Below are 26,268 nucleotides of genomic sequence, written 5' to 3' on the forward strand. Positions count from 1 at the left end.
AAGGGCGGCAGTTCGCAAGTTTATCGACGAGAGCCGCCCCGCGACGGGTGCCCGGGCGCCCATCGTGGTAAACCGAGCGTTAAGCGATTCCGATCATGCTTGGCGCATGGCTGGATTCGCTCTTCCTCGATTGAGATGGCTGGTGATCGGCGCCGTCGCGGCGGGCGCCTGGGCGATGACCCAGGAGCCGCCGAAGCGCGAGCATTGGCAGCGCCAGCGGCAGTCGGACGTCGCATCGGCGGAGAAGAAGCCCGCCCAGGTGTCGAAGCCTGTGCCCGCAAAGGTGACCGCGCCGAAGGCGGAGGCGCGGCCGACACAGGTTCTCACCGCCTCCATACCGCGTCCCGAAAAGCCGGTAGCGCCGACACTGCTGCGGACGAGGGACAAGGTGCGGCTTCGCAAGGAGCCGAGCACTTCGAGCGCCGTCGTGACGATGCTGAAGGGCGGCCAGCAGGTGGCGGCAGCGGAGAGGGAAGGCAAGTGGCGGAAGGTTTCCGTGGACGGCCGCGTCGGCTGGGTCCACGGCGACTATCTCGTCGAGCCGCAAAGCCGGCCGATAGAAACGGCTGCAGTGCCTCGGCCGAAGGTCGAGGTGGCGCCGGATCCCAAGCCTGTCGCCAGGCCTACCCCATCGCCGGTCTCCGCGCCGGCAAGCGACAAATCGATCTGGGGTGCGCTGCGCCCGGCCCGGTCACCGCAGGACGGCGACTGCCAGTGTCCATACGACCTGATGCTGAACGGGAAGCAGTGCGGCGATCGCAGCGCCTTCGCCCGGGGCAAGGGTGAAGAGCAGTGCTACTTCTGATCCCGCCCGGTCTGGTAGCGGTTGGCGCTCATCAGGCCGGCTACGAGTCCGAGCAGAGCCAATCCGATCACCGCAGTGGTCATCGGATGGTCTGTCGCGGCGCGTTGCACCACGCGTGACTGCCGCTGCATGACCGGAAGCGCGTCCTTCAGGCGGCTGGCGATCTCGTCGTAGAAATCCGAAGCCATGTCGCTGCTCCACAGGTTCGAGCGGCGCGAGGCCAGCGCCTTGCGGAGCGACTTAACCTCTTTCTGCAGCCTCTCGACCTGGGTCTCGAGATCGTCGGACATGTCATCGCGGAACCTGGATAACAGGGAGGTCATGGCAAATCCTTGTGAACGGAGAATGTTCAACAACGAACGCCAAAACCTTCGAACTGGTTCCGCTGCGGCGAGGCCGCGAACGCTTACTCAGCCTTCTCGGAAACCCCCGCATCGGCGAAACTCGCCATGCCGATGTGGCAGGCCAGCGCCGAACGCAGCATGTTGACGGCGAGGCAGGCGCCTGTCCCTTCGCCGAGCCGCATCCCGAGATCGAGCAGCGGCTTGAGGTTCATGGCCGAAAGCAGTCTACCGTGGCCTGCCTCGGCCGAGACGTGAGCGGCTATCGCGTGGTCCAGCCCATGCGCGTGGAGCTTGCCGAGCGGCGCGACGGCCGCCGTGCAGACGAAGCCGTCAATCAGCACCGGGACGCCCTTGTGGCGCGCGGCAAGCGTGGCTCCCAGCATGGCGGCGAGCTCGCGTCCGCCAACCGCCGCGGCGGCACGGAGCGGATCGTGCAGCACCTCGCCGTGGAGCTTCACCGCTACCTCGATCGCCGCCGCCTTGCGGCCGAGCCCGGCATCGTCCACGCCGGTCCCGCGCCCGATCCACTGGTCGATGCCTCCGAACAGCGCCGCCGCAATCGCGGCCGCGGCGGTCGTGTTGCCAATGCCCATTTCGCCGAGGCAGAGCAGGTCGAGGCCGTCCTCAACCGTCTCGTAGCCGCGCGCAACCGCCGCCAGGAACTCCGGCTCTGACATGGCAGGCGCCAGGGTGAAGTCGGCGGTCGGACGCTCCACGTCGAGCGAGATCACCTCCAGCTCGGCTCCCGCGACACGTGCAAGCTGGTTGATCGCGGCACCCCCGGCCGCGAAATTCGCGACCATCTGGGCAGTGACCTCGGACGGATAAGCGGAGACACCCTGCGCGGTGACGCCGTGGGAACCCGCGAAAACGATGACTTTCACACGGTCGAGCGAGGGGACCTCCCGGCCCTGCCAGCGCGCGAGCCAGGCGACCAGTTCTTCCAGTCTCCCGAGGCTGCCCCGTGGTTTTGTAAGCGTGTCCTGACGTCGAGCCACGGCTTGTCCTGCCGCCTGGTCGCCGACAGGCAGGTCCTGGCAGGCCACGCGCAAGGCCTCGAAGGAAGCGAAGTTCATCCTGGAAGTCTCCAATTCAAAGAGCGGCGGACGCGATCAGCAGGACAAGGATTTCCGCAAGCTGCTGCAGGGCGCCGACCGTGTCGCCTGTCTGTCCGCCAATCTTCTCCATGCACAGCCAACGGAAGGCGAAGAAAAGGCCGGCGAGCAGAATGACGGCGAAAATCGCGTGGCCGAGCCCTAGCGTGAGCAGCGACAGGAACCCAAGCGCGAGCGCGACATTGGCTGTCGCGGTGTCGACCCCGCCCGCTCCGGCCGAAAGCCCGTCGGTGCGCGCATTGGGCAGCAGGCGCATGAAGGAGGGCAGAAGCGCCCGGGAGGCGCCATGCGCGGCGATCAGAGCGGCGAGAACGGCGGATGGACTGGAGAACTCGGCCAAGGCTGTCCAGCGCAGCAGGATCGACAAGACCAACGTGGCGGCGCCGAAGCTGCCGATGCGGCTGTCACGCATGATCTCCAGCGCTCTCTCGCGCGTCCTGCCGCCGCCGAAACCATCGGCGGTGTCCGACAGTCCGTCCTCATGCAGGCCGCCGGTGACCAGCATCGTCGCGGCGATCGCAAGCGCGGCCGCCGGAGCCGTGTCCAGGCCCAAGGCATGAGCGATTGCAAAGGCGGCGGCCCCGGCCAGGGCGACCGCCCATCCCGCGACCGGTGCTGCCCAAACAGCACCGGCAAGCCGAGCCCCGTCGAGATCGCCCCGTGGAACCGGCAAGCGGCTGAAGAAGACCAGGTTGATCCTGACGTCTCTAAGGATTTCTGACGCAGGCGGTATCGCCATGCCGAGCCCCCATTCACTCCGCCATCGCAATGGCGTGGAAGAACGTACCGGTCACATGGCCGCGGCGGCCACCGAAATTGCCGAGCGCCGCGCCCTGGCCGTCGAAGAGCTCGGCCAACGGGGCATCGTCTCCAGCCTCGGTCACGCGCGCATAGTGGAATTCGTGGCCGCGTACGAACGAGCCGGCCGGCCCGATCGGGCAGTCGACGAGCAGTTTTGCCTGACGATAGCCCAGGTTCATGCGCCGCTTTGCGAAGCTGGTCGAATGGCCGAGTAGGCCGAGCATGGCGTGGGTGACGCCGTCCGCATCCTCGAGAGCCTCGCCGAGCACCATGAAGCCGCCGCACTCGCCGTGGACCGGCTTTTCGGCGGCGAAACGGCGCATGCCCTCTCTGAACCGCTCGCACGCGGCGAGTCGGCCGGCGTGCAGTTCGGGGTAGCCGCCCGGGAGCCAGCAGACATCGCAATCAGCGTCCGGTGCTTGGTCGGCCAGAGGAGAGAACGGCCGGATCTCCGCGCCTGCCGCGCGCCAGGCGGCAAGGTGATGCGGATAGAGGAAGGTGAAGGCCTCGTCTTTGGCGAGCGCAATCCGCTGGCCCGGGGGAGGGAGCGCCGTCGGCGAGGCCGGGAGAGGGGAGGCGGGCGCAGTACCGCGGGTGATCTGACCTGCCATGTTCACGATCGCATCGAGGTCGAGCGAGCGCTCCATCACGTCTGCGAGCCGATCGATGAACGCCTCAAGGTCGGCATGCTCGCTCGCCTGCACCAGGCCGAGATGTCGCTCGGGCAACGTGACGGCGGGGTCGCGCGCGATCGAGCCCAGGATCGGCAGTCCGAGCATTTCGATCGCGTCTCCGGCCAGCCGGCGGTGGCGGTCGCTGCCAACCCGGTTGAGCACCACGCCTGCGATCCTCACGTCCGGATCGTAGGTTTGAAACCCCTTGGCGACTGCGGCCGCGGTGGTCGACTGGCCGGAGACGTCGAGCACCAGCAGCACGGGGATACCGTAGAGCCGGGCCAAGTCGGCCGCCGAGCCGGAGCGGCCCTTCTCAGCGGGAATGCCGTCGAACAGGCCCATGGCGCTTTCGACGATCACCAGTTCCGAAGCCGAGGCCTGCTCCATCAGCAGGCCATCGATCAGGTCGGGCGGCATCGCCCAACTGTCGAGATTGACACCGGGCAGGCCGGTCGCCGCTTCGTGGAAGGCCGGGTCGATGTAGTCGGGGCCGGACTTGGCCCCCCGCACGGCGAGCCCGCGGCGCTTCAGCGCGCGCAAGAGGCCGATGGTGACGCTCGTCTTGCCGCCGCCGGAGCGCGGCGCCCCGATGATAAGCGTGCGACCAGTCATGCCGACCCCTGGAGCAGTTCGCGCATCGCGACGATGCCGCCGATGACGATTAGGGCGGGCGCCGCGATCGCAGCAGCCGAGGCTTCGTCGACGATCGTGCCGAGGTTGGCTACCAGCACGCGCTGGTTCGCCGTCGTGGCCTGTTCGATCACGGCCGCCGGGGTCGATGGCCCGAGTCCTCCCGCCATCAGCGCCTCTGCGATCAAGGGCAGGTTCTTGAGGCCCATATAGATGACGATCGGCTGGCCGGTCCTGGCCAGTGCCGCCCAGTCGGTGTCCTCTTCGGTGCCGGCGGCATGGCCCGTCGCAAGAATCACAGCCTTGTTGATTCCACGCATCGTCGCCGGGAACCCGGCACGGGCGAGCCCCGCGAAGCCCGATGTGAGGCCGGGCAGGATGCGGAAGGGGATGCCGGCCTGCACGAGCGCCAGGGCCTCCTCGCCGCCGCGCCCGAAGATGAACGGGTCGCCGCCCTTCAACCGCAGTACGCGCTTGCCTGCCCGGGCAAGCTCGATGAGGCGGCGAGTGATGTCCTCCTGGTCGGTCGACGGCTTTCCGCCGCGCTTGCCTGCGAAATGCAGTTCAGCCTTGCCGGCAATGGAAAGCACCGCCTCGGATACCAGCGCGTCGTAGACGATGCAGTCCGCAGAGGCGATCGCCGAGAGGACCTCGAGCGTCAGGCAGCCGGGATCGCCCGGACCGGCGCCGGCCAGCCAGACATGGCCCGGGCGGAACTCGGCTGGTCGGTAATCGAGGCGGGAAAGAGCGTCGGCTAGCATCATGCGCGTCGCTTTGGAACATGACGGCCTGCCTTCGCAAGCCTATAGACGCTACCATGGACAACGATCCCGACATCGAGACGGAAGACCGCCCGCTGCGGCGCGGCTGGACCACGGGCGCATGCGCCACGGCCGCGGCAAAGGCCGCGTGCACCGCGCTTCTTCAAGGTGAATTTCCCGATCCGATGGAGGTCGGTCTCCCCAGCGGACAGCGCGTCTCCTTCGCCCTGGCGATGTCCTCCGCAAGTGATGGCGCGGCGACGGCTGGCATCATCAAGGATGCTGGCGACGATCCGGATGTCACACACGGAGCGCTGGTCAAGGCAACGGTAAGGCGTGGCGCGCCCGGCTCCGGCGTCACCTTCCGGCGCGGGGAGGGTGTTGGCCTGGTGACGCGGCCCGGCCTGCCGGTGCCGGTGGGCGAGCCGGCGATCAATCCGGTGCCGCGCAAGATGATCGCAGCGGCCGTCCGGGAGGTTGCGGGCGAGGGCGCCGACATCGAGGTGGAAGTCTCCGTGCCGGGTGGGGCGAAGATCGCCGAGCGGACGATGAACCCGCGGCTCGGCATCCTGCACGGCATCTCGATCCTCGGCACGACGGGGATCGTCATTCCCTATTCCTGCTCGGCCTGGATCCATTCCATCTATCGCGGCATCGACGTCGCCCGCGCGATGAGCCTCGACCATGTCGCCGGCGCAACCGGCAACGCGTCGGAAGCCGCTGTGCAGAAATTCCACAATCTGCACGAGGTCTCCCTGATCGACATGGGCGACTTCGTCGGCGGCATGATCAAATATCTGCGCACCCATCCGGTGGCGCGCGTCAGCATCGCCGGCGGCGTCGCCAAGATGACGAAGCTCGCCCAGGGCATGCTCGACGTGCATTCCAAGCGCGGCGCCGCCGATCTGGAGGCGCTTGCCGAAGTGGCCGTTTCGGCCGGGGCGAGTGAAGACTTGGCCCGCAGGATCAGGGAGGCCAACACGGTCGCCGAGGCGTTCTCGCTGGCCGTCTCGGAGGGCATCACGATCGGCGACGCGGTCGCTGCTGGCGCCTGGCAGACCGCCGCCACCGCTCTCGACCATCCGGAGATCGCGCTGGAGATCCTCGTCTTCAACCGCGAAGGAAGGCTGATGGGACATGCGCCATTCGCGCCAAGTCATGACCCCTCCCGGCCGCGGAAGCGGCGCTGATAGGCGGGATCGTAAAGCGAGCTCTCCCTGAAATCCTGCGCGGCGAGCCCGGGTCCCACAAAGATGATCGCCGTCCGCTCGATCGGCTGGGCGGCAAACTGTTCCGAGATCGTCGCCAGTGTCCCGCGTAGGACGCGCTCGTCCGGCCGCGAGGCATGGAAGACGATGGCGACGGGGCAATCGGGGCCGTAGATCGGAGAGAGTTCCTCCACGATCTGGTCGAGGGCATGGATGGCGAGATGGATCGCCAGCGTCGCGCCGGTCGCGCCGAAGGCGGCAAGCGTCTCGCCGGGAGGCATCGGCGAGGCGCGGCCGGAAATGCGCGTCAGCACCAGGCTCTGCGCCACTTCAGGGATCGTCAGCTCGCGGCCGAGGCTTGCCGCGGCGGCCGCGAATGAGGGCACGCCGGGGGTCAGGGTGTAGGGGATGCCGAGCCTCTGCAGGCGCCGGATCTGTTCGGCTACCGCGCTCCAGACGGAAAGATCGCCCGAGTGCAGGCGCGCGACGTCCTGCCCGGCGCGGTGGGCGGCTGCGAACTCTTCGGCGATCTCATCGAGCGACATCGGCGCGGTGTCGACGATCCGGGCGCCCGGCGGGCACCAGTCGAGCATCTCGCGCGCGACGATCGAGCCCGCATAGAGGCAGACCGGGCAGCGCGCGATCAGATCGCGTCCGCGAACCGTGATCAGGTCGGCCGCACCTGGCCCCGCGCCAATGAAATGCACCGTCACGACAGAACTCCATCACATGCCAGCGCGCAGGTCACCGGGCCGACCGCGATCCGCGGCCCGAGCAGCCTGCCGCGCTCGCCGATCGCAGCGAGAGCGGCGGCCTCGGAAGCGGAGGGTGCGCCCGTCACCTCGATCGACTTTTCGGATCGGGAGAGCGTGCGAACGCCGGCCCGCTTCAAATCGTCCCCGCCAACTATCATCACGTGGAGAGCCAGTGCGCGCGCCGCCGCATGGACACCGGGCTCCTGCGATTTCACTTCCGGCACTGCGAGCATATCGATCTGTTCCGCCGAAATTTGGCACTGCACAGCAGCGCCGCGTATCGCAGCCAGCACCTCGGCCTCCGACGCGTCTTTCCTGCAACCAATACCAGCCACGATCATGGCTTCCGCCAGAGCCATTGCGTGACCGGCATGGCGGAGCGCCAGCCCTGCATCCCGCCGACGGGTGCGGCACGGCTCACGGCGAGCCGCAGCAACTCACCACCAAGACGGGAATGACGGGCAAGCAGCACGGCCTCCATCTCCAGGGTCACCGCATTTGCCACCAGGCGGCCGCCGGACTTCAAGGCTTCGATCGCCGCGTCCATGACGCCGGGATGGCTGCCGCCGCCGCCGACGAAGACGGCATCCGGCGTTGGCAGGCCGGCGAGCGCGTTGGGAGCGCTGCCGCTGACGACCTGAAGGCCAGGGACGCCGAGCCCAGCGGCGTTGCGTGCAATCCTTTCCGCCCGTTCGGCGGATGCCTCGACGGCGACGGCGCGCATGGAGGGATGGCGCAGCATCCATTCGATCGCGATGGAGCCGGAGCCGGCGCCGATATCCCAGAGGAGTTCGCCGCGCTGGGGCGCCAGCGAGGAGAGCGTCACGGCTCGGATCTCGCGCTTGGTGATCTGGCCATCATGCTCGAACAGATCGTCGGCCATCCCGGAGGTGAGAGGCAGGACGCGTGGCTCAGAGTCTGAATCAACCTCGACGGCCAACACGTTGAGCGGATTGATCTCGGCGAGCTCGAAGCCATCCGCAGCAGAACTGCGGATCCGCTCATTTGGGCCGCCAAGCGCCTCGAGCACTGTGAGCTTCGAAGCGCCGAAACCGAGCTCGGTCAGCAGCCGCGCTACGGCGGAGGGGCCATCGCCATCCGAGGTGAGGGCGAGGATGCGGGAACCTGGATGCAGGAGCGGCCGAATCAGATCAATGGGCTTGCCGTGCAGTGAAACGATCTCGATCTCGGGCAGGGCCCAGCCGAGGCGGCTGGCGGCGAGCGAGAAGGCGGACGGGGCAGGGATGGTGCGCATCTCGGCAGTCGGCACGTGCCGCGCCAGCGTCGTGCCGACCCCGTGGCAGAACGGATCGCCCGAGGCCAGTACGCAGACTTTTTGCCCGCGCGATCCAAGCACCTCGCGGATGCCGCTCTCGAAGGGGGAGGGCCAGGCGCGGGCCTGCCCGCGTACCAGTTCGGCCGCCAAGGCCAGATGCCTCGTGCCGCCGAACACGAGCGCGGCTTCCTCGATGCAGCGCTTTGCTGCCGTGCCGAGGCCGTCCAGCCCGTCCTCGCCGATGCCGACGATGGTGAGCCAGGGGGTTGGAGGAGCGGTCATGGGGCGAATGCTCCCGCGAGGGCGAAACTGAGTGCGCGCTTTGACCGGCGGGGAGAGGATGGCCGAGCGAAGCGGAGGCCGGGTGAGAGGGGCGCGGCGCCCTCTTTCCCTCTCCCGGTTTCGCGCCGGAATGGGTAAGGGAGCGCGACATGAGAACATCCCAGCCCATGCAACATCCACGAAAAATCCTCATCCTCGGCGGAACGACCGAGGCACGGCAACTCGCCGGACGACTGGCCGACCGCCGGGAACTGGACATCGTTCTTTCCCTGGCGGGGCGAACGGTCGATCCCGTGCGCCAGCCCGTGCCCGTCCGCAGCGGCGGTTTCGGCGGGGCCGAGGGACTGGCGCGCCATCTCCAGGCGGAAGATATCGAACTTCTCGTTGACGCCACACACCCCTATGCGGCCCAAATCTCGAAAAATGCCGCGGCCGCGGCCGCGTCGACGGGCGTGCCGCTCATTGCGCTTCGCCGCCCTGCCTGGCAGCCGGTCGAGGGTGACCGCTGGACCGAGGTCGAGGATGCGGATTCTGCCGTCGCCGCGCTGGGCCTCGCACCTCGCCGGGTGTTCCTCGCCCTCGGGCGTCAGGAGATTGCCGCCTTCGAGACCGCGCCACAGCACGATTACCTGATCCGCAGCGTCGACCCAGTCGAGCCGCCACTTGGCGTCCCGTCGGCCGAGTATATCCTCGCGCGTGGGCCGTTCCCTGAGGCGGCGGAGCGGGCGCTGCTCGAAGAGCACCGGATCGACGTGATCGTCGCCAAGAACAGCGGCGGATCGGCGACCTACGGCAAGATCGCCGCGGCGCGCACCCTCGGCATCGAGGTCATACTGTTCCGCCGCCCGGAGCCTCCGGCCGCGCAAACGGCCGAGGATGTCGACGGGGCTGTTGCGGCGATCGATCATTGGCTCGCAGGTGCCAGCGAACGCGGCGTGTAGACGAGCGGCGGCAGGTCGCCGCGTGGCACCGCCCGTGTCTCGGTCGAGCCGATGATGACGCAGGTCGCCATGTCGGCTTGGGCCGGATCGGCCTCGCCAAGGCTGGCGATCGCGATGCGCTCGTCCGGGCGTCCGGCAGCGCGGCCGAAGACGACGAGGGTTTCGGGCGGGAGCACCTCGCGCAGGCATTCGAAGGCCCGGCCGAGTTGCCAGGGCCGCGCCTTGCTGATCGGGTTGTAGAACGCCATCACGAAGCCGGCTTCGGCTGCCGCCTTAAGCCGGCGCTCGACGACTTCCCAAGGCTTCAGGTTGTCGGAGAGCGAGATCGCGCAAAAATCATGTCCGAGCGGCGCGCCGATCCGAGCCGCAACCGCCAGCATCGCGGTGATGCCCGGAACGATCTCCAGGTCGACCGCGCGCCAGCTTTCAGGACCAGCCTCGACGGCCTCGCACACGGCCGCGGCCATCGCGAACACGCCGGGATCGCCGCCTGACACCACGGCGACGGTCTCGCCTGCCGCCGCCATCTCAAGTGCGGCTTTTGCCCGATCCAGTTCCTCGCGATTGTCCGACGCGATGCGCTGCTGATCGGGCCTGAGTTCCAGCCGGTCGACATAGGGCTTGTAGCCGAAAAAGAAGCGCGCCTCGGTTACCGCATTATGGGCCTGCGGCGTGACCTGGTCGGGGCTTCCTGGTCCCAGCCCGATGACGAAGAGTTTTCCGGTCACGGCCGCGACTCCCAGCCGGGAACCAATACGATGGAGAAATAGGGCGCTCGGTCGTCGGTCTTCTCGGCGAGCGGCATGGAGTAGCCGTTGTCCATCGTGCCGCGCTCGACATAGACCGCGCGGGCGAGCCGGCCGGACATCTCCAACGCGCGACGGACCTTCGACAGGTTGCGGCCGACCTTCATGATCACGGCGGCATGGGTGTCGGCAAGGCGCCGAGTCAGCTCGAACTCGCTCATGGTGCCGGGCAAGACGGACAGAACCTCGTCGCCCTGGACCAGCGGCAGGCCGGCCTGCGTCCAGCAGCCGGACATCGCCGTCACGCCGGGGATCACCTGGGTGGGGTAGCGCGAGGCGAGCCGCACATGCAGGTGCATGTAGGAGCCGTAGAAGAAGGGGTCGCCTTCGCTGAGGACCGCTACGGTCCGGCCGGCGTCTAGATGAGACGCGACCTGCTCAGCCGACTCCTCGTAGAAACCCTGGATCTGAGCCTTGTAGTCGGCGTGATCGTGCGGGATCTCGGTGGTCACCGGATAGAACAGCGGCAGTTCGACCACGTCCGGCTTCAGGTACTGCGCGACGATGGCGCGGGCGTTGCCATTGTTGCCGCGCTTGGCGAAATGCGCCAGCACCTCGGCTTCCCCGAGCGCCCGCACCGCCTTCAGCGTCATCAGTTCCGGATCGCCCGGCCCGGTGCCGACGCCGATCAGCCGGCCTTTCGGTTGTGCGTTCACAGCCCGGCCCTCGCCAATGCGTTGAGGCAAGCGGCCGTCATCGCGCTGCCGCCCAGCCGACCGCGCACGATCGCGGAGGGCACGCCATAGGAGTTCTCCGCCAGAGCGTCCTTCGACTCGGCCGCGCCGACGAAGCCGACCGGCATGCCGAGGATCGCCGCCGGCTTCGGCGCACCATCACGCAGAAGCTCGAGCAGATAGAACAGCGCAGTGGGCGCATTGCCGATCGCCACCACGGAACCGCCCATGCGCTCGCCCCAGAGGTCGATCGCCGCGGCGGAGCGGGTGTTGCCGATTTTCCCGGCGATCTCGGCCGTGCGCGGGTCGCGCAGCGTGCAGATCACCTCGTTGCCGGCTGGCAGCCGCGCGTGTGTGACGCCATGCGCCACCATCTGGGCGTCGCAGAAAATCGGCGCGCCGGCCTCGAGTGCCGAACGTGCCGACGAGACGAAGTCGGGCGAGAAGACAAAGCTGCTTGCCGCTTCGACCTGGCCGCAGGCGTGGATCATGCGGATCGCAACGTCTGCCTCGGCCGGGCTGAAGGGCGACAGGTCGGCCTCTTCGCGGATGATTGCAAAGGAGCGCTCGTAGATGGCGTTGCCGTCGCGGATGTAATCGTAGTCGGTCATTCCGTTCCTTGTCGGCTTTCAGTCTGTGGGCGCTCCGACCGCCACAATGCGGCGAGCGCATGGCGGAGTTCGGGCGATTCAAATCCTGGACTGCGGGCGTGCAAGTTGGCCGCGACCTCGGCAATTGCCGGGGCCAAGCGATCGGCTGTCCTGTAGGCGAGGGGCTCGGCCCTCGGTGTTCCGTTGACGACGAGTCCCACGCCGTTTTCGCCGCCGACCACGGTGATGTCAGCAGCCGGGGTGCGGGCGCAGCCCTTTGCGCAGCCGGAGATATGGATCGAGGTTCCAGCCGGACCCGTCTCGGCGGCTACCGCTGCCAGTTCGTGGGCGATTTCGCGCGCGGCGATCTTTCCGGAGGCGCAGGCGGGCGCGCCGGGGCAGGCGGCTATGGTGCGGCGGATGTCGTTCGCGTCGGTCACGAAGCCGAGCCCCGCTGCCGTCTCTCGCATGCCATTGGCCGCGTCCTGCGAAGGACAGAGGACGAGCAGTGTACGGTCAGGAGCCGGGCGGATGTCGGCTACGCCGTGCGCCTGCGCGGCGGTGGCGAGCGAGGCGAGCTTGGCGGATTCGGCGTGGCCGAAGGCGAGCGCCAGCGGCAGGGCGATGCGGCCGTCGGTGAGGGGAAGGGGGGTGAACTCCTGAGCGCCCCGTATGTCACGCCGGGGTGCGAAGGAGTGGATCCGAGGCAAATCTTCCGCCAACAGATCCCTTGCGCGTCCCTCGAGGCCACGCGAAGCGATAGCCGCCAGAACCTCCAGCGCCGCCGAAACGGCCTCGTCCTCACCGAACCTGCCGAGCGGAGTGGCCCTGCGCGCATCCCCGGCGATTGCGACATCCCAGCAGCCGGCCTGCGGAGCCGCGGTCAGCCGCACATCGGCCAAAATCTCATCGAGCGAAATGCTGCCGCCCCCGTCGACAACTACCGACACCTTGGGTCCGAGCCGCTCAGTAAGCCCCGCCGCTGCGATCCCCGCCGCGATGCGGCGCACGAGCGACCGCGGATGGGCGATTTCGACGGGATCGAGCCCGGACAGCGGGCTGGCGTCGATCGGCACGCCGGTCCGCACTTCGACCCCGAGCGTCTCAACATCCTCCGCGAACCGGCGAGCGGAATCATCCGAGAAGCCCCGGAACTGAAAACTGCCGCGCGCGGTCACCTCGACGATGCCGTTGCCGTGGGCTGAGGCCGATTCGCAGAGTCCGATCAACTGCTTCGGCGAGACGCCTCCCGAAGCGGGTGAAAGTCGGATCAGCAGGCCGTCGCCGGTCAGCATCGGGGCCGATAATGCTGGGCAGGCGCCGCGGCGCGTGGGCGTGTTCATTCCGCGGCCTCCGGCGCTCGGGCTTCAGCAATCAGCTCTGCCAGATCATGGTCGACGGAGTTGCGCAGCGGGTGCCACAGGCCGCGGCGGCGCGCCGCCGACAGCCGCTCGGCGATCGCCCGGGCAGCTGCGGGATTTTCGCGCAGGATGAAGTCGCGCACGCGCTCGTCGCCGACATAGGCGTCGTGCACGGCCTCTATGAGGGCGCTGGGGATGGCATTGGTCGTCTCGGCGAAGGCGACCAGCCGGTCGACGGTCTCTGCGAACTCGGAGGCGCCGCGCGGCCCATGCCGCATCTGGCCCTCGATGAAGCGGGGATTCGTTGCACGGCCTCTCACGACCCGAGTGACGGCCTCGGTGACCGAGCGCGGGCGCGGGCGGGCGGGGTCGGTGGTGTCCAGCACGATCACGTCGGCATTCTTGCCGAGCGCCGCGAGTGCGGCCGAGAAGCCGCCGATGAAGGCGACGTCGGCCGAGCCCTCCAAAATGTCGCGGCCGGGATCGTCGCCGGTGTGGACGAGGAGGTCGGCCTCTTCTAGCCGCGCCGCAAAACCGTCGGGCGCGGCCTCGCCGCTGCCCTCCGCGCCGCCAAAGGCATGCGACGCCGAGGCGAGATAGGCCGCGCCGATCTCCTCGCGCGACTGCCATTCGCCGCGGGCAAGCATGTCCTCGATGCCCGAGCCATAGGTTCCGGGCGATGACCCAAAGATGCGAGCAGCAGGCTTGCCCTCTCGCCGGGCCGCTTCGGCAAGCGGATTCTCGGATGCGTCCTCGTCCAGTGCGGCGACGGCCCGGGCGGCGGCATCCATCAGCGCGATCTGGCTGGGGAACATGTCCCGGAACAGGCCCGAAATTCGCCAGGTGACGTCGATGCGCGGCCGGCCGAGCGTGGCCGGCGGCAGGACCTCGATGCCGGTTACGCGGCCCGTGGCTGGATCCCACTGCGGCCGGCAGCCCATCAGGAACAGCCCGTGGGCGATCTCCTCGCCACCGGTGCGCAGCGAGGCGCTGCCCCAGAGATCGATGACGAGCGAGCGCGGCCAGTCTCCATGGTCCTGCAGATAGCGCCGCAGCACCTCTTCGGCGGCCGCACGGCCGAGGTCGAAGGCGGTTGGCGTCGGCATGGTGCGCGGGTCGGCGGTGAAGAGGTTCCTGCCGGTCGGGAGAACATCCGTTCGGCCACGCGCGGGCGCGCCCGCCGGCCCCGCCTTGATGTGGCGCGCGTCAAGGGCGACGAGGAGCGCTGTCCGCTCCGCTTCGGCGCTGTCGAGACGCAGCGGATCGGTGTCGCCGGAGGCGGGGCGGCCATACACATGCAGGCCATCCTTGATGGCGAGATCCTTGAGGTCGCAGAGCCAGGCGTCGATGCGGCGCAAAGCCTCGTCGGGTTCATCGGTTGTCGCCACGCCCGCCTCGGCCGCGAGGCCGTTTGCCTTGGCCTCTTCGACGATCAGCCGGGCCAGCCGGTCGCGGCGGCGACGGTCGAGCCCGTCGGCCTGGGCATATTCGTCTACCAGCCGTTCGAGCTTCTGCTGATGCTCCTCGAGGCCAGCGGCGGCCAGCGGCGGCGGAAGGTGCCCGATCGTCACCGCCGCGATGCGGCGCTTCGCCTGGGCGGCCTCGCCGGGATTGCTGACGATGAAGGGATAAATGACGGGCAGGGCGCCGGTCACGATCTCGGGGAAGCAGGTGTTGCTCAGCGCGACGGCCTTGCCGGGCAGCCATTCGAGCGTGCCGTGCGCGCCGACATGGACGATGGCGTGGCAGCCGAGGGCGTGTTTCATCCAGAGGCCGAAGGCGACGAGCGCATGGCGCGGCGGCAGCGCGGCGTCGTGATAATCGGCACGGCGGGTCTCGCTGCGCCCGCGCTCCGGTGCGAGGGCTACGGTGATATTGCCGAAGGTGGCGGCGCGGAAGGGGAAGTGCGGAGTGGCAAGATGCGAGCCATGCCGCTGATTCACGACAGAGGGGGGCAACATAGAGCGCGAACCCTGATCTGGCGAGGCGGCATCTAACCCCGCATCGCCCCATGCCGCCTCGACGGCTTCCATCGCCTCGGCCGGAAGCACCGCTGCCAACCGGCGATACTCGGCCAGTGGCAGGCCCGTCGCGTTCCCTTCCAAAAGGTCCAACAGCGCGCGCGGGGATTCGGGAATCGAATCAACCCGGTATCCCGCCTGCTTCAGGTCGTGCAGCATGGCGAGCACGCTGGAAGGCACATCGAGGCCGACCGCATAGCCGGTGCGCCCGGGCGCCGAAGGGTAGTCCGGGATAAGGATCGCAAGCTTCCGCTCGGCGCGGGGCGTGGCGGCGAGCGTCAGATGCGCGGCGATGCGGGCTGCGATCTGATCGACCCGGTCAGGCTCGGTCGCATTGCCGAAGGCGGTGAAGCCCAACTCGGCATCGATCGGGCGCTCGGCCTTGAACGAAACGGCGCCGGCCAGGATGCGGCCGTCCAGTTCCGGCAGGACGACATGCATCGCAAGGTCGGCGGGGGCGAGGCCGCGGGGGTTGTTATCCCAGGCTTCACGGCGGGTCGTCGCGACGATCACCTGGAACACCGGCACGCCGGCCCGGTCGAAGAGCGTGTCGGCCCCAGGCTCCGCACCGGCTGCAAAGGCGGTGGCGGTGACGATCGCCGCCGGGCGCAGATCCGCGATCGCCGCTTCCACGAAGGCGAGGGATTTGGCGTCCTTCAGGCTGGCGACGAAGATCGGTACCGGCCGGACGCCTCGGGCTGCGAGCGCCTCGCAGAGCGCACCGATAGGCGCGACGTCGTCGGCCAGAAGCATCGAGCGATAGAAAAGGACGGGGACGACAGGCGGGGCGTTTCCCTCCCCCTTGAGGGGAGGGTGGCCGCGAAGCGGCCGGAAGGGGTCGTCACAGGCAACGCTCGACCCTTCTTCCTCGACGGTCGGGGCAGAAGGTCGGCGCGCGGCCGCACTTACCCCCTCTGGCTGCTTTGCAGCCATCTCTCCCTCAAGAGGGGAGAGGAGATCGCGCTTGCCATTCCAGTCGTACAAACCAGCCTTCGGAATCGGCTTCGCCTCCGCGGCAAGGCCTTCTCCGCCGCCCGCGAGTTCGGCCAGGCGCCCGGCCAGCGCGTCCATGTTGGCCGGTCCGCCCTCCCGGAAGAATGAGAGCAGCGCGTCGAGTTCCGCACGGGAAAGCGTCGAGCACTCGATCAGGCGCTCGTCCTGCTCGCGGCATTCGCCAGGTAGTAGAGCGAGGCGAATGCCGTTGCGGCGCGCCACTGCGGCAAGCTCATCGCAGCCATAGCGCCACCAGTCATATCCGCCGAGGATGCGCACGAGGATGATCTTCGCATGCGCCGCGACCTTCTCCAGCCACAGGTCCACCGACATCGGGTGACGCAGGTCGCGCAAAGCGGCAAGCCGCAGCGAGGGCAGCGCCGCACCCCCGCGATTCCAGGCGAATCCGATGCTGGCCAGATCGCTGTCGGTGAACGACAGCGCCACGACGTCGGCCGGCGTCTGGCCAAGATCGACGGGCTCGATCAGGTCGTCCAGAGAGGCGGATGTCGTGGGCAGTATGTGCATGGAAGGAGGCTAACCCGCCAGGGCCTTTTCGACCGCAGCGCGGTCCAGACCCTTGAGGCCGATCACCACGAGACGCGAGCGGCGGTCCTCGCCGGCGGCCCACGGCCGGTCAAAATAGTGGTTCACTCTCGGCCCGACCGCCTGGACCAGCAGCCGCATCGGCTTGCCGTCGACATGCACAAAACCCTTCATGCGCAGCACGTTCTGGCTCTCGGCCGCTGCGGCGACGCGGCTGGCAAGCTCGTCCGGATTGGACACCGCGGGAAGCTCGACGATGAAGGAATCGAAATCGTCGTGCTCGTGGTCGAGTTCGTCGTCGTGATGGGTCTTGCGGTTCTCGATGTCGTCCTCGACCGCGAGCCCGAGCCCGAGCAGCACGGAAGGGTCGACCCGGCCCTGTGAGGCCGGCACCACTTTTACGGCCCGGGAGAGATGGCCCTCGATGCGCTCAGCGGCGAGGCGGCTCGCTTCAGCGTCGAGCAGGTCGCTCTTCGAGAGAATCACGAGGTCGGCGCAGGCGACCTGGTCCTCGAACACCTCCTCGACGGGATCGTCATGGTCGAGCGTCTCGTCGGCGGCGCGCTGGGCAGCGAGCGCGTCCATGTCGGAGGCGACCTGGCCGGCTGCGAGCGCAGGGCCGTCCACCACAGCGACTACGCCGTCTACCGTGACGCGGCTCTTCACGGACGGCCACTGGAACGCCTGGACAAGTGGCTTGGGCAGGGCGAGTCCTGAAGTCTCGATGATGATGTGGTCGACCTTCGGCTCCTTGGCGAGGATCTGGTCGAGCGCCGGCACGAAGTCGTCGGCGACGGTGCAGCAGAGGCAGCCGTTAGCCAGTTCGACGATGTTCTCCTCCGGGCAGGCATCGACGCCGCAGCCCTTCAGGATCTCGCCGTCGATGCCGACGTCGCCGAACTCGTTGACGATCAGCGCGAGGCGGCGTCCGCCGGCGTTTTCGAGGATGTGGCGGATCATCGTCGTCTTGCCGGCACCGAGGAAACCAGTGACGACGGTGCAGGGAACCCGGGCGAGCGAAGCAGTCATGAAGCGTCCTTCAGAAGCGAGGAGGGTGGGATGCGGGCGACGAGGCCGCGCTTGAGGCAGTCGGGCCGGCCGCGCCAGGGCAGCAGGCCGTCAGTAGAAGTCGAGAAGAGTAGGGCGCCAGCGACGAGGTCGTCGGCATTGGCGAGGCCAAGGTCGCCAAACACGTAGCTCCAGCAACCCTCGCGGATCATCGCCGCGCTTAGGCGCCGCTTGCAGTTGCCGAGGCATTCCAGCTGGCGGACGGAGACGCCGGTTCCCATAGCGAGCTCGCGGACGCGGTCTCCGAGCCGCTCGCCCGCACGGGGGCGGGCGTCCGAACCGGTCTCGTCGCGGCAGGACGAGCAGACGACGAGCGTCACGCCTTCGCAACCGCCTGGAGCGGCATGTTTCGGCTCGGAATTGGCTGTCACGTCATTCGGCTCCTTGCCCGGATCGCCCGCCGGGCAGTCGAATTGATCACGCGACGGCAGGTCTCCTGGCTCGCGGTTCTTCGCCCTGCGCCGCCTTCCCGGATCTCTCCAGTGGCGTTCGGCGCGGGCTAGCCGCCTACAGTTGCGGGGACAGCTGCGGATTCGACCCTCGATCTGACCGCATTCCCTCTTAGCCCTTCCGCGTTGCCGGGAAGGGACCGTCAGGGGCGATTTACGCCTCAGCGGCGGAGCGTGTCAACGCGGGCGAGCCATCAGCCGCATCAAGGAGCGCCGGACCGAGGTCGCCCGCCGGGAGAATCTCCAGCCGCTCGAGGCCGAGCCAGGCTCGCATCGTGTCGAGTTCGCCCGCAAGCGTCTCGGCGGTATGACGCGGCGCGCCGGGTTCTGCATAGGCGGCCATCGCTCTCAGTACCCCGGTGGGGCGGTCGGCGCGCAGGTCGATTCGCGCCACGACGGTGTCCCCGAGCAGGAACGGCATGACATAGTAGCCATATTGCCGCTTCTCGGCCGGCGTATAGATCTCGATGCGGTAGCGGAAATCGAAGAGCCGCTCGGCACGGGCCCGCTCCCAGACCAGCGGATCGAAGGGGGCCAGAAGCGCGCGGGCCTCGACCTTCCGCTTCAGGCGCGCGCCGGCGTAAAGATAGGCCTGCTGCCGCCAGCCTTCGACTGAGACGGGCAAAATGTCGCCCGACTCGACCAACTCCTCGATCCGGCCCTTCATGTCCGATGGGCTCAGTCGGTAGTAGTCCCGCAGGTCAGAGGCGGTGGCGATACCGAGCGCGCGGGCCGCGAGGCGGAGCAGTTCGCGATGCGCATCTGCCGGGGCGGGTTCCGGAAGGTTCAGGACCTTTCCGGGAATGACCCTTTCCGGGACGTCATAGAGCCGCTCGAAGCCGCGGCGGGCCGCCGTCGTCAGCCGGCCGGCCCAGAACAGCCATTCGAAGGCGTGTTTCTCGTCGCTCCAGCCCCACCAGCCGCCCTTGCCCTTGGCGCCGTCGATGTCGGAGGCAGCAGTTGGGCCATTGTCGGCGACGCGCCTGTAGATCTCATTGATCATGCGGCCGTTCGCCTCAGCCCAACGCGCCAGGCCGCCGTAGATCTCCTCGTTCCGCGATGCGCGCTCCATGCGCCAGCGCATCAGCGGCCAGGCTTCGAGCGGAAGCAGGGATGCCTCGTGCGCCCAGTACTCGAACAGCGCGCGCTTGCGCCCCGGCGAGGCGGCGTCGTCCAACAGCGACATGGGGTAGGGGCCTAGCCGCGAGAAAAGCGGCATGTAATGGGCCCGCACCACCGCGCTGACGGAATCGATCTGCAGAAGGCCCAGGCGGTCGAGCACTTTTGTGAGGTGGCGACGTGTAATCGGTCCCGCCGGGCGAGGCTCGGCCAACCCTTGCGCCGCGACGGCGATGCGGCGGGCGAGCGCGAGCGAGATCTTTTCCTTCATGTGGCGTCTGGTCTGCAGGTTGCGGGACGCCCATATGACCGAAGCCAGGACCGGGCGTCCACCCGGTCCGAAAGAGCATGCTGACATGGTTAGGATCGGCGGCTAACCGGCAAGGATCGCTTGCGTCGGCATTGCGCCTGCGCTAACGCTCGCCCCGCTGCGGCAGGCGGCCGGAAGCGGCCGTCGCCTGCGCGCATCGAAACGACACTATCCGACGAAAGGGATGAACATGGGCGGGCTGCTGGAGTCTTATCTCCCCATCGTCATCTTCCTGGCCGTGGCGCTGATCATTCCGCTGGCGCTTATTGCCGCGCCCTATCTGGTGGCCTACCGCAATCCGGACCCGGAGAAGCTGTCGGCCTATGAGTGCGGCTTCAACTCCTTCGATGACGCCCGCATGAAGTTCGACGTCCGCTTCTATCTGGTCTCGATCCTGTTCATCATTTTCGATCTCGAAGTCGCGTTCCTGTTCCCCTGGGCGGTCTCCTTCGGCGAAGTCGGCATGTTCGGCTTCTGGTCCATGATGGTCTTCCTGGGCGTTCTGACCATCGGCTTCATATATGAGTGGAAGAAAGGAGCGCTGGAATGGGATTGAACGCACCCTCCGCAACCCTGGTCGCCCCTAGGCCCAAGGGCATCATTGATCCGAACACCGGCAAGCCGATCGGCGCCGACGACGCGTTCTATGGCGAGATCAACAGCGAACTCGCTGACAAGGGTTTTTTGGTCACCTCCTCCGAGGCGCTGGTCACCTGGGCGCGTACCGGCTCGCTGATGTGGATGACGTTCGGCCTCGCCTGCTGCGCGGTCGAGATGATGCACATGTCGATGCCGCGCTACGACGCGGAGCGCTTCGGCATCGCGCCGCGCGCCAGTCCGCGACAGTCGGACGTGATGATCGTGGCGGGAACGCTCACCAACAAGATGGCGCCGGCGCTGCGCAAGGTCTACGACCAGATGCCGGAGCCGCGCTACGTGATTTCGATGGGTTCCTGCGCCAATGGCGGCGGCTACTATCACTACTCCTATTCGGTGGTGCGCGGCTGCGACCGCATCGTGCCCGTCGACATCTACGTCCCCGGTTGCCCGCCCACCGCCGAGGCGCTGCTCTACGGCATTCTGTTGCTCCAGAAGAAGATCCGCCGCACGGGTACCATTGAGCGCTAAGGCTGTGGCGAAGTATCGGGTCAAGAGGCGGGAAGTGAAGGTCGAACAGTTGGAGTCGCAGAAGTGAACGAGGCGCTGAACGACCTCTCCTCCTACCTCCAGGAGAAGCTTGGGAGCCTGATCGGCAAGGCTTCGATCGCCTATGGCGACCTGACGCTCGACGTGGCCGCGGGCGACATCCTCGAGGTGCTCAACTTCCTCAAGTCCGACGTCCAGTGCCAATTCGTGTCGATCATCGACATCTGCGGGGTTGACTATCCCTCGCGCGAGAAGCGGTTCGACGTGGTCTATCACCTGCTCTCGCCACGCCAGAACCTGCGCATCCGTGTGAAAGTTCAGGCCGACGAGGACACGCTGGTCCCTTCTGCCACCAGCATCTATCCCGGCGCCGACTGGTTCGAGCGCGAGGCCTACGATCTTTACGGCATCCTGTTTTCCGGCCATCCGGAACTGCGCCGCATCCTCACGGATTACGGCTTCGAAGGGTATCCAATGCGCAAGGATTTCCCGCTCACCGGCTATGTCGAGGTCCGCTACGACGACCAGGCCAAGCGCGTGGTCTACGAGCGCGTCGAACTGAAGCAGGAGTTCCGCAACTTCGATTTCCTCTCGCCCTGGGAAGGCACGGACTACGTGCTGCCGGGGGATGAGAAGGCGAAGCAGTAAGGCGGCAGATCAATGACCGAGCACAACGTCCGCTCCTTCAACATCAATTTCGGGCCGCAGCATCCGGCGGCGCACGGCGTTCTGCGCCTGGTGCTCGAGCTCGACGGCGAGGTGGTAGATCGCGTCGATCCCCATATCGGACTGCTGCATCGCGGCACCGAAAAACTGATCGAGTACAAGACGTACCTGCAGGCGCTGCCCTATTTCGACCGGCTCGACTATGTCGCGCCGATGAACCAGGAGCATGCCTGGTGCCTGGCGATCGAGCGGCTGCTCGGCGTAGAGGTGCCGATCCGCGGTCAACTCATCCGGGTGCTGTTCGCCGAGATGGGGCGCATCCTCAACCATCTGATGAACGTCACCACGCAGGCCATGGACGTCGGTGCGCTTACGCCGCCGCTGTGGGGCTTCGAGGAGCGCGAGAAGCTGATGGTGTTCTACGAGCGCGCCTCAGGCGCTCGCATGCATGCGGCCTATTTCCGGCCCGGCGGGGTGCACCAAGACGTGCCTGATCAGCTTGTCGAAGACATCGCCAATTGGATCGACCCGTTCCTGCAGACCGTCGCCAACCTTGACGAACTGCTCACGGACAACCGCATCTTCAAGCAGCGCAACGCCGACATCGGAGTCGTTTCGCTCGAAGACGCCTGGTCGTGGGGTTTTTCAGGCGTGATGGTGCGTGGCTCCGGCGCGCCCTGGGACCTGCGCAAAAGCCAGCCCTACGATTGCTACTCCGATATGGATTTCGACATCCCGATCGGAAAGAACGGCGACTGCTACGACCGCTATCTCATCCGCATGGAAGAGATGCGGCAGTCCGCGAAGATCATGCGCCAGTGCATCGAGCGGCTGCTCGGCAAGGAGCGAATCGGACCCGTTTCGGATCAGGACGGCAAGATTGTCCCGCCGAAGCGCGCTGCGATGAAGCGCTCGATGGAAGCGCTGATCCACCACTTCAAGCTCTATACCGAGGGTTATCACGTGCCGGCCGGCGAGGTGTATGCCGCGGTCGAGGCGCCCAAGGGCGAGTTCGGCGTCTATCTGGTCTCGGACGGCACCAACAAGCCGTACCGCTGCAAACTGCGCGCGCCGGGCTTCGCGCATCTGCAGGCGATGGACTTCATGACCCGCGGCCACATGCTGGCCGACGTCTCGGCAATCCTTGGCTCACTCGACATCGTGTTCGGCGAGGTCGACCGGTAAATGGATGGGCCGGCCTTCAGCCGGCTCATTTCACGTCGGCTACAAGTCAGGGTCGCCTCTACGTAAGCGATCGAACTCGATCCGCCCGGTCTGTCGATTTGGGTCGAGAACATGCTGGAGCCCGCGACCTAAAGTCCTGCAACTCGGCCTCCACCCGGCGCTGAACTTGCAGGGTAACCTGCTTGTTCTCATATTCGGGCGCACCCCTTCGCATCTGCGAGAAAATCGCCGCTGCAAGACCAATTCGGCCACTGGCCTTTTGCGTCGCGTGTGTTAGAACGCGCGCGAAAAAACAAACAGAAGTGCACGGAGCCTCATGTCCGTTCGCCGCCTCGCCGAGCCAGCCCTTCAGCCAGCCGACTTCGCCTTTACCGAGGCGAATGCCGCCTGGGCCGAGCAAACCATCGGTAAGTATCCGCCGGGACGCCAGCAATCGGCCGTCATCCCGTTGCTCATGCGCGCCCAGGAGCAGGAAGGCTGGGTGAGCAGGGCTGCCATCGAGCATGTCGCCGACATGCTCGACATGCCCTACATCCGTGTGCTTGAGGTCGCGACCTTCTACACTCAGTACCAGCTGAATCCGGTTGGTACGCGCGCCCATGTGCAGGTTTGCGGGACCACCCCCTGCATGCTCAGGGGCGCCGGGGAACTGATGGATGTGTGCCGCAGCAGGATCCATCCCGAGCCCTTCCACACCAACGAGGCCGGCACGCTGTCCTGGGAAGAGGTGGAATGCCAGGGCACCTGCGTGAACGCGCCCATGGTCATGATCTTCAAGGACACCTATGAGGACCTGACCCCCGAGATCTTGGAGACCATCATCGATGCCTTCGAGGCGGGCAAGGGAGCCGATGTCACGCCCGGGCCGCAGAACGGCCGTTTCAACTCCGCCCCCGCTACCGGCTTCACGACCCTGACCAACGAAGCTGTCATCCTCGGGCCGGTCTCGGAACGCGACACTCGGGCGCAGGCGGGCGAACCCGCACTGCCTCCTTCCAAGGCGGGACGGCCAAAGACCGATGCTTCCGAAACAAGCCCGCAACTGAAGACTCCTTCGCCGGTTAAAGCCAGCCCGGCGGGTGAGACCGCGGCGAGCGTAGGCGAGCCCGGTTTCAATGAGAAGGCTGCCAACCTGGCCGAGCCGTCGGTCGAGGCGGAAGTCAAGCAGCGCCGCCGCAAGAGCGCCGATACCGGCGTTGTGGAGGCCAAGTCGCCGGAACTGCTGCGTGGCGAGCCGATTGGCCCGGATAGCAAGCGTCTTGCCGGCGAAAAGCGGGCGCCGAAGGGCGAGCCATCGCCCGATGCTCGTAAGCCGACTGGCCGGAAGCGCTGAGGTAAGAGAGAATGCTCGCCGACAAGGACCGCATCTTCACCAACATCTACGGCCAGTTCGACCGTTCGCTGAAGGGCGCGATGGCGCGCGGCCATTGGGACGACACTGCCGGCATCCTGGCGAAGGGTCGCGACTGGATCATCAACGAGATGAAGGCTTCGGGGCTGCGCGGCCGCGGCGGTGCGGGATTCCCGACCGGCCTCAAGTGGTCGTTCATGCCCAAGCAGAGCGATGGGCGCCCGAGCTATCTGGTCGTCAATGCTGACGAGTCCGAGCCGGGAACCTGCAAGGACCGCGATATCCTGCGGCACGATCCTCACACCCTGGTCGAGGGCTGCCTGGTCGCGGGTTTCGCGATGGGCGCCGTCGCAGCGTACATCTACGTCCGCGGCGAGTTCATCCGTGAGCGCGAGGCTCTGCAGCGAGCGATCGATGAGGCTTACGATGCCGGGCTGATCGGCAAGAACAACAAGAACGGCTACGACTTCGACGTCTACGTCCATCATGGCGCCGGCGCCTATATCTGCGGCGAGGAGACGGCGTTGCTCGAGAGCCTCGAGGGCAAGAAGGGTCAGCCGCGGCTAAAGCCGCCATTCCCCGCGAACATGGGTCTCTATGGCTGCCCGACGACGGTCAACAACGTCGAATCGATCGCCGTTGCGCCGACCATTCTGCGGCGCGGAGCGGCGTGGTTCTCGTCCTTCGGGCGTCCCAACAATACGGGCACCAAGCTGTTCTGCGTCTCCGGCCACGTGAACACGCCATGCACGGTGGAAGAGGCAATGTCGATTCCGTTCCGTGAACTGATCGAGAAGCACTGCGGCGGCATTCGCGGTGGCTGGGACAATCTTCTTGCAGTCATTCCGGGTGGCTCGTCAGTGCCGCTGGTGCCGGCCGAGCAGATCATCGATACGCCGATGGATTTCGACGCGTTGCGCGACCTGAAGTCGGGTCTCGGCACCGCTGCCGTGATCGTGATGGACAAGTCGACCGATATTGTGAAGGCGATCGCGCGGCTGGCCTATTTCTACAAGCACGAGAGCTGCGGTCAGTGCACGCCCTGCCGTGAGGGCACGGGCTGGATGTGGCGCGTGATGGAGCGGCTGGTGCGCGGCGAGGCGCAGAAGCGCGAGATCGACATGCTGCTGGACGTGACCAAGCAGGTCGAAGGTCATACGATCTGTGCGCTGGGCGACGCGGCAGCGTGGCCGATCCAGGGCCTGATCCGCCACTTCAGGCCGGAGATCGAGCGGCGTATCGACGAGTTCACGCGCAATGCCCACAGGGCAGAGCCGGTGCTGGTCGCGGCCGAGTGACGAGAGATCGGCCGGGACGGATAGTTCCGGCTAAGTGGTGCAGAACAAGCATACGAGGGTGGAAGTACAAGAGAGGCGGGCAGAAGGACGAGCGGCAAAGGAGTGAGCCTATGTCGAAGTTTTCGGTACCCGGCGAACTGATCCCCAAGGCGATGATCGACGACGCTGTTAAACAGACCACGGCCATGATGCCCGCGAACCTGGCGAGTGCCGTCAATCTGATGGCGCATCCGCTCGCCGGAGCCAGCGCCATGACCGCGCTCGGCGTAGGCTTCGCCAGTCAGGCCATGGGGATGTGGCTTGGCGCCATGTCTGGTGCAGCAGCAGCTTCGCAACGCCTGTTCATGCCGATGCTGGAGCATGCCAAAAAGGCGCCCGAGGAGTTCAGGGACGCCGCACGGACCGCCGAGATGCGCGCCGGCGAAACGGCATCTGCTCTGATTGCTGACGCCAAGGCAGAAGTCGAACAGATGCCGGCTGTTCGCGCAAAGCCTGCCGAGCCGCGGGCGGAAGCCGAGGCGAAGCGCGAGGCTGCGCCTAAGGGGCTGAAGGAGAAGCGCGAGGCAGCGCCGAAGGAGCCGAAGGCGAAGCGTGAGGCAGCGCCGAAGGCGCCGGAGACGAAGGCGGCCAGCAAGCGGCAGAAGCCGGTTGCAAAGCCGGTTCGCGCAAGCTCCCATCGGGCGCAAGCAGGATCCAGGCGAGCGGGCGAAGCCAGGAGGGCATCGACTCGGCTCGCTGCCGAGGCGAAGAAGCGGACGTCCCGTCCCGCGGCCAAAGCGATCCCGGCCGAAAAAATGCACGAGGAACTCGCTCCCAAGGAATCCCGGAAACAGGGTTCGGTCCGCAAGCCCAGAACGCCGGACGACCTGAAGGCGATTTCCGGAATTGGCCCGAAGCTGGAGCAGGTCCTCAACACTCAGGGCGTCTGGACCTTTGAGCAGATAGCGGGCTGGAGCGGGAAGGAAGTCGACCGGATCGAGGACATGATCGGGATGAAGGGGCGCATCATCCGCGACAACTGGATCCCGCAGGCCGCGAAGCTGGCGAAGGCCAAGTAGCGGCCCTGCATGCACGTGAAGATATGGCAACAGGC

The 26,268-nt window shown here is 67.0% G+C and carries 26 protein-coding genes and 1 riboswitch; of the genes, 10 read left to right on the plus strand and 16 right to left on the minus strand.

All coding sequences use genetic code 11. From position 1 onward, the window contains the following. Positions 1–142 precede the first annotated feature (142 nt). Positions 143–805: an SH3 domain-containing protein gene (locus HUI96_RS29870; protein WP_188254812.1), complete on the plus strand. Its 663-nt coding sequence runs from the start codon at positions 143–145 to the stop codon at positions 803–805. Here HUI96_RS29870 and HUI96_RS11610 read toward each other — a convergent pair. From HUI96_RS11610 to cobA, 5 genes are all read right to left on the minus strand, one after another. Continuing rightward, positions 796–1,128 carry a hypothetical protein gene (locus HUI96_RS11610; RefSeq protein ID WP_188254813.1) on the minus strand — a complete coding sequence of 111 codons (333 nt, stop codon included), beginning with the start codon at positions 1,126–1,128 and terminating at the stop codon, positions 796–798. The two genes, HUI96_RS29870 and HUI96_RS11610, sit on opposite strands and share 10 nt — an antisense overlap. A gap of 83 nt (positions 1,129–1,211) precedes the next feature. Next, on the minus strand, positions 1,212–2,225 hold the full coding sequence (gene cobT, locus HUI96_RS11615) for a nicotinate-nucleotide--dimethylbenzimidazole phosphoribosyltransferase (RefSeq protein WP_188254814.1): 1,014 nt from the start codon (positions 2,223–2,225) through the stop codon (positions 1,212–1,214). A 16-nt stretch (positions 2,226–2,241) separates the two neighbouring features. After that, complete coding sequence (locus HUI96_RS11620) at positions 2,242–3,003, minus strand: adenosylcobinamide-GDP ribazoletransferase (protein ID WP_188254815.1); 762 nt, start codon at positions 3,001–3,003, stop codon at positions 2,242–2,244. A 13-nt stretch (positions 3,004–3,016) separates the two neighbouring features. Next, the gene (locus tag HUI96_RS11625) at positions 3,017–4,351 is read right to left on the minus strand and encodes a cobyrinate a,c-diamide synthase (protein ID WP_188254816.1); all 1,335 of its coding nucleotides are present in this window, start codon (positions 4,349–4,351) and stop codon (positions 3,017–3,019) included. Next, positions 4,348–5,133, minus strand: coding sequence for a uroporphyrinogen-III C-methyltransferase (gene cobA, locus HUI96_RS11630; protein ID WP_188254817.1), 786 nt, complete (start codon positions 5,131–5,133; stop codon positions 4,348–4,350). The genes HUI96_RS11625 and cobA overlap by 4 nt, the downstream gene beginning before the upstream one ends. Before the next feature lie 53 nt (positions 5,134–5,186). On the opposite strand from cobA, the gene HUI96_RS11635 reads away from it, so the two are divergent. Continuing rightward, positions 5,187–6,320, plus strand: a complete 1,134-nt coding sequence (locus HUI96_RS11635) for a cobalt-precorrin-5B (C(1))-methyltransferase (protein ID WP_237684083.1) — start codon at positions 5,187–5,189, stop codon at positions 6,318–6,320. On the opposite strand, the gene cobM is transcribed toward HUI96_RS11635, so the two are convergent. From cobM to cbiE, 3 genes are read right to left on the minus strand one after another with little or no spacing between them, the layout of a single operon-like run. Then, positions 6,287–7,051, minus strand: coding sequence for a precorrin-4 C(11)-methyltransferase (gene cobM, locus HUI96_RS11640; protein ID WP_188254819.1), 765 nt, complete (start codon positions 7,049–7,051; stop codon positions 6,287–6,289). The genes HUI96_RS11635 and cobM overlap by 34 nt on opposite strands. Next, on the minus strand, positions 7,048–7,434 hold the full coding sequence (locus HUI96_RS11645; protein ID WP_188254820.1) for a cobalamin biosynthesis protein: 387 nt from the start codon (positions 7,432–7,434) through the stop codon (positions 7,048–7,050). The genes cobM and HUI96_RS11645 overlap by 4 nt, the downstream gene beginning before the upstream one ends. After that, the gene (gene cbiE / locus HUI96_RS11650; protein ID WP_188254821.1) at positions 7,431–8,651 is read right to left on the minus strand and encodes a precorrin-6y C5,15-methyltransferase (decarboxylating) subunit CbiE; all 1,221 of its coding nucleotides are present in this window, start codon (positions 8,649–8,651) and stop codon (positions 7,431–7,433) included. The genes HUI96_RS11645 and cbiE overlap by 4 nt, the downstream gene beginning before the upstream one ends. A 149-nt stretch (positions 8,652–8,800) precedes the next feature. On the opposite strand from cbiE, the gene HUI96_RS11655 reads away from it, so the two are divergent. Beyond that, positions 8,801–9,592: a cobalt-precorrin-6A reductase gene (locus HUI96_RS11655; protein ID WP_425299213.1), complete on the plus strand. Its 792-nt coding sequence runs from the start codon at positions 8,801–8,803 to the stop codon at positions 9,590–9,592. Here the strand turns inward: HUI96_RS11655 and HUI96_RS11660 are convergent. The 8 genes from HUI96_RS11660 to HUI96_RS11695 all read right to left on the minus strand — a co-directional run bounded on the left by HUI96_RS11660 (position 9,556) and on the right by HUI96_RS11695 (position 19,490). Then, entirely contained in the window at positions 9,556–10,320 is a 765-nt protein-coding gene (locus HUI96_RS11660; protein ID WP_188254822.1) for a precorrin-3B C(17)-methyltransferase, read from the minus strand. The genes HUI96_RS11655 and HUI96_RS11660 overlap by 37 nt on opposite strands. Next, positions 10,317–11,054, minus strand: a complete 738-nt coding sequence (locus tag HUI96_RS11665) for a precorrin-2 C(20)-methyltransferase (RefSeq protein WP_188254823.1) — start codon at positions 11,052–11,054, stop codon at positions 10,317–10,319. Before HUI96_RS11665 ends, HUI96_RS11660 begins: the two co-directional genes overlap by 4 nt. After that, positions 11,051–11,683 (minus strand): precorrin-8X methylmutase, encoded by a 633-nt coding sequence (locus HUI96_RS11670; RefSeq protein WP_188254824.1) that lies wholly within the window; start codon positions 11,681–11,683, stop codon positions 11,051–11,053. The genes HUI96_RS11665 and HUI96_RS11670 overlap by 4 nt, the downstream gene beginning before the upstream one ends. Then, complete coding sequence (cobG, locus tag HUI96_RS11675; protein WP_188254825.1) at positions 11,680–13,005, minus strand: precorrin-3B synthase; 1,326 nt, start codon at positions 13,003–13,005, stop codon at positions 11,680–11,682. The genes HUI96_RS11670 and cobG overlap by 4 nt, the downstream gene beginning before the upstream one ends. After that, entirely contained in the window at positions 13,002–16,565 is a 3,564-nt protein-coding gene (gene cobN / locus HUI96_RS11680) for a cobaltochelatase subunit CobN (protein WP_188254826.1), read from the minus strand. Before cobN ends, cobG begins: the two co-directional genes overlap by 4 nt. Positions 16,566–16,574: 9 nt before the next feature. Then, a complete protein-coding gene (gene cobW / locus HUI96_RS11685) occupies positions 16,575–17,612 on the minus strand; it encodes a cobalamin biosynthesis protein CobW (RefSeq protein WP_188254827.1) in 1,038 nt (345 codons plus the stop codon). Beyond that, positions 17,609–18,022, minus strand: coding sequence for a DUF1636 family protein (locus HUI96_RS11690; RefSeq protein ID WP_188254828.1), 414 nt, complete (start codon positions 18,020–18,022; stop codon positions 17,609–17,611). Before HUI96_RS11690 ends, cobW begins: the two co-directional genes overlap by 4 nt. 38 nt (positions 18,023–18,060) lie before the next feature. After that, positions 18,061–18,260: riboswitch (cobalamin riboswitch) on the minus strand. Further along, positions 18,255–19,490, minus strand: a complete 1,236-nt coding sequence (locus HUI96_RS11695) for a winged helix-turn-helix domain-containing protein (protein ID WP_188254829.1) — start codon at positions 19,488–19,490, stop codon at positions 18,255–18,257. Its footprint overlaps the riboswitch before it by 6 nt. Positions 19,491–19,719: 229 nt before the next feature. Between HUI96_RS11695 and HUI96_RS11700 the strand changes: the two genes are divergently transcribed. The 7 genes from HUI96_RS11700 (at position 19,720) to HUI96_RS11730 (ending at position 26,233) form a co-directional block, all read left to right on the plus strand. After that, a complete protein-coding gene (locus tag HUI96_RS11700; RefSeq protein ID WP_188254830.1) occupies positions 19,720–20,085 on the plus strand; it encodes an NADH-quinone oxidoreductase subunit A in 366 nt (121 codons plus the stop codon). Next, a complete protein-coding gene (locus HUI96_RS11705; protein ID WP_188254831.1) occupies positions 20,076–20,657 on the plus strand; it encodes a NuoB/complex I 20 kDa subunit family protein in 582 nt (193 codons plus the stop codon). The genes HUI96_RS11700 and HUI96_RS11705 overlap by 10 nt, the downstream gene beginning before the upstream one ends. Positions 20,658–20,720: 63 nt before the next feature. Next, complete coding sequence (locus HUI96_RS11710; RefSeq protein WP_188254832.1) at positions 20,721–21,323, plus strand: NADH-quinone oxidoreductase subunit C; 603 nt, start codon at positions 20,721–20,723, stop codon at positions 21,321–21,323. 12 nt (positions 21,324–21,335) lie between these two features. Beyond that, entirely contained in the window at positions 21,336–22,526 is a 1,191-nt protein-coding gene (locus tag HUI96_RS11715; protein WP_188254833.1) for an NADH-quinone oxidoreductase subunit D, read from the plus strand. A gap of 316 nt (positions 22,527–22,842) precedes the next feature. Further along, complete coding sequence (nuoE, locus tag HUI96_RS11720; protein WP_188254834.1) at positions 22,843–23,859, plus strand: NADH-quinone oxidoreductase subunit NuoE; 1,017 nt, start codon at positions 22,843–22,845, stop codon at positions 23,857–23,859. An 11-nt stretch (positions 23,860–23,870) separates the two neighbouring features. Beyond that, entirely contained in the window at positions 23,871–25,175 is a 1,305-nt protein-coding gene (gene nuoF, locus HUI96_RS11725; protein ID WP_188254835.1) for an NADH-quinone oxidoreductase subunit NuoF, read from the plus strand. Positions 25,176–25,285: 110 nt separating this feature from the next. Further along, positions 25,286–26,233, plus strand: a complete 948-nt coding sequence (locus HUI96_RS11730; protein WP_188254836.1) for a hypothetical protein — start codon at positions 25,286–25,288, stop codon at positions 26,231–26,233. Positions 26,234–26,268 lie beyond the last annotated feature (35 nt).

Source organism: Pseudaminobacter soli (ex Zhang et al. 2022) (assembly GCF_014595955.1).
GTDB classification, from domain to species: Bacteria; Pseudomonadota; Alphaproteobacteria; order Rhizobiales; family Rhizobiaceae; genus Kumtagia; species Kumtagia pseudosoli.

Coding starts and splice junctions, on each gene's coding strand:
- HUI96_RS11610 (WP_188254813.1), bottom strand. CDS start 1,128: ATGACCTCCCTGTTATCCAGGTTCCGCGATGACATGTCCGACGATCTC.
- cobT (WP_188254814.1), bottom strand. CDS start 2,225: ATGAACTTCGCTTCCTTCGAGGCCTTGCGCGTGGCCTGCCAGGACCTG.
- HUI96_RS11620 (WP_188254815.1), bottom strand. CDS start 3,003: ATGGCGATACCGCCTGCGTCAGAAATCCTTAGAGACGTCAGGATCAAC.
- HUI96_RS11625 (WP_188254816.1), bottom strand. CDS start 4,351: ATGACTGGTCGCACGCTTATCATCGGGGCGCCGCGCTCCGGCGGCGGC.
- cobA (WP_188254817.1), bottom strand. CDS start 5,133: ATGATGCTAGCCGACGCTCTTTCCCGCCTCGATTACCGACCAGCCGAG.
- HUI96_RS11635 (WP_237684083.1), top strand. CDS start 5,187: ATGGACAACGATCCCGACATCGAGACGGAAGACCGCCCGCTGCGGCGC.
- HUI96_RS11645 (WP_188254820.1), bottom strand. CDS start 7,434: ATGATCGTGGCTGGTATTGGTTGCAGGAAAGACGCGTCGGAGGCCGAG.
- cbiE (WP_188254821.1), bottom strand. CDS start 8,651: ATGACCGCTCCTCCAACCCCCTGGCTCACCATCGTCGGCATCGGCGAG.
- HUI96_RS11655 (WP_425299213.1), top strand. CDS start 8,801: ATGAGAACATCCCAGCCCATGCAACATCCACGAAAAATCCTCATCCTC.
- HUI96_RS11670 (WP_188254824.1), bottom strand. CDS start 11,683: ATGACCGACTACGATTACATCCGCGACGGCAACGCCATCTACGAGCGC.
- cobG (WP_188254825.1), bottom strand. CDS start 13,005: ATGAACACGCCCACGCGCCGCGGCGCCTGCCCAGCATTATCGGCCCCG.
- cobN (WP_188254826.1), bottom strand. CDS start 16,565: ATGCACATACTGCCCACGACATCCGCCTCTCTGGACGACCTGATCGAG.
- cobW (WP_188254827.1), bottom strand. CDS start 17,612: ATGACTGCTTCGCTCGCCCGGGTTCCCTGCACCGTCGTCACTGGTTTC.
- HUI96_RS11695 (WP_188254829.1), bottom strand. CDS start 19,490: ATGAAGGAAAAGATCTCGCTCGCGCTCGCCCGCCGCATCGCCGTCGCG.
- HUI96_RS11700 (WP_188254830.1), top strand. CDS start 19,720: ATGGGCGGGCTGCTGGAGTCTTATCTCCCCATCGTCATCTTCCTGGCC.
- HUI96_RS11705 (WP_188254831.1), top strand. CDS start 20,076: ATGGGATTGAACGCACCCTCCGCAACCCTGGTCGCCCCTAGGCCCAAG.
- HUI96_RS11715 (WP_188254833.1), top strand. CDS start 21,336: ATGACCGAGCACAACGTCCGCTCCTTCAACATCAATTTCGGGCCGCAG.
- nuoE (WP_188254834.1), top strand. CDS start 22,843: ATGTCCGTTCGCCGCCTCGCCGAGCCAGCCCTTCAGCCAGCCGACTTC.
- nuoF (WP_188254835.1), top strand. CDS start 23,871: ATGCTCGCCGACAAGGACCGCATCTTCACCAACATCTACGGCCAGTTC.
- HUI96_RS11730 (WP_188254836.1), top strand. CDS start 25,286: ATGTCGAAGTTTTCGGTACCCGGCGAACTGATCCCCAAGGCGATGATC.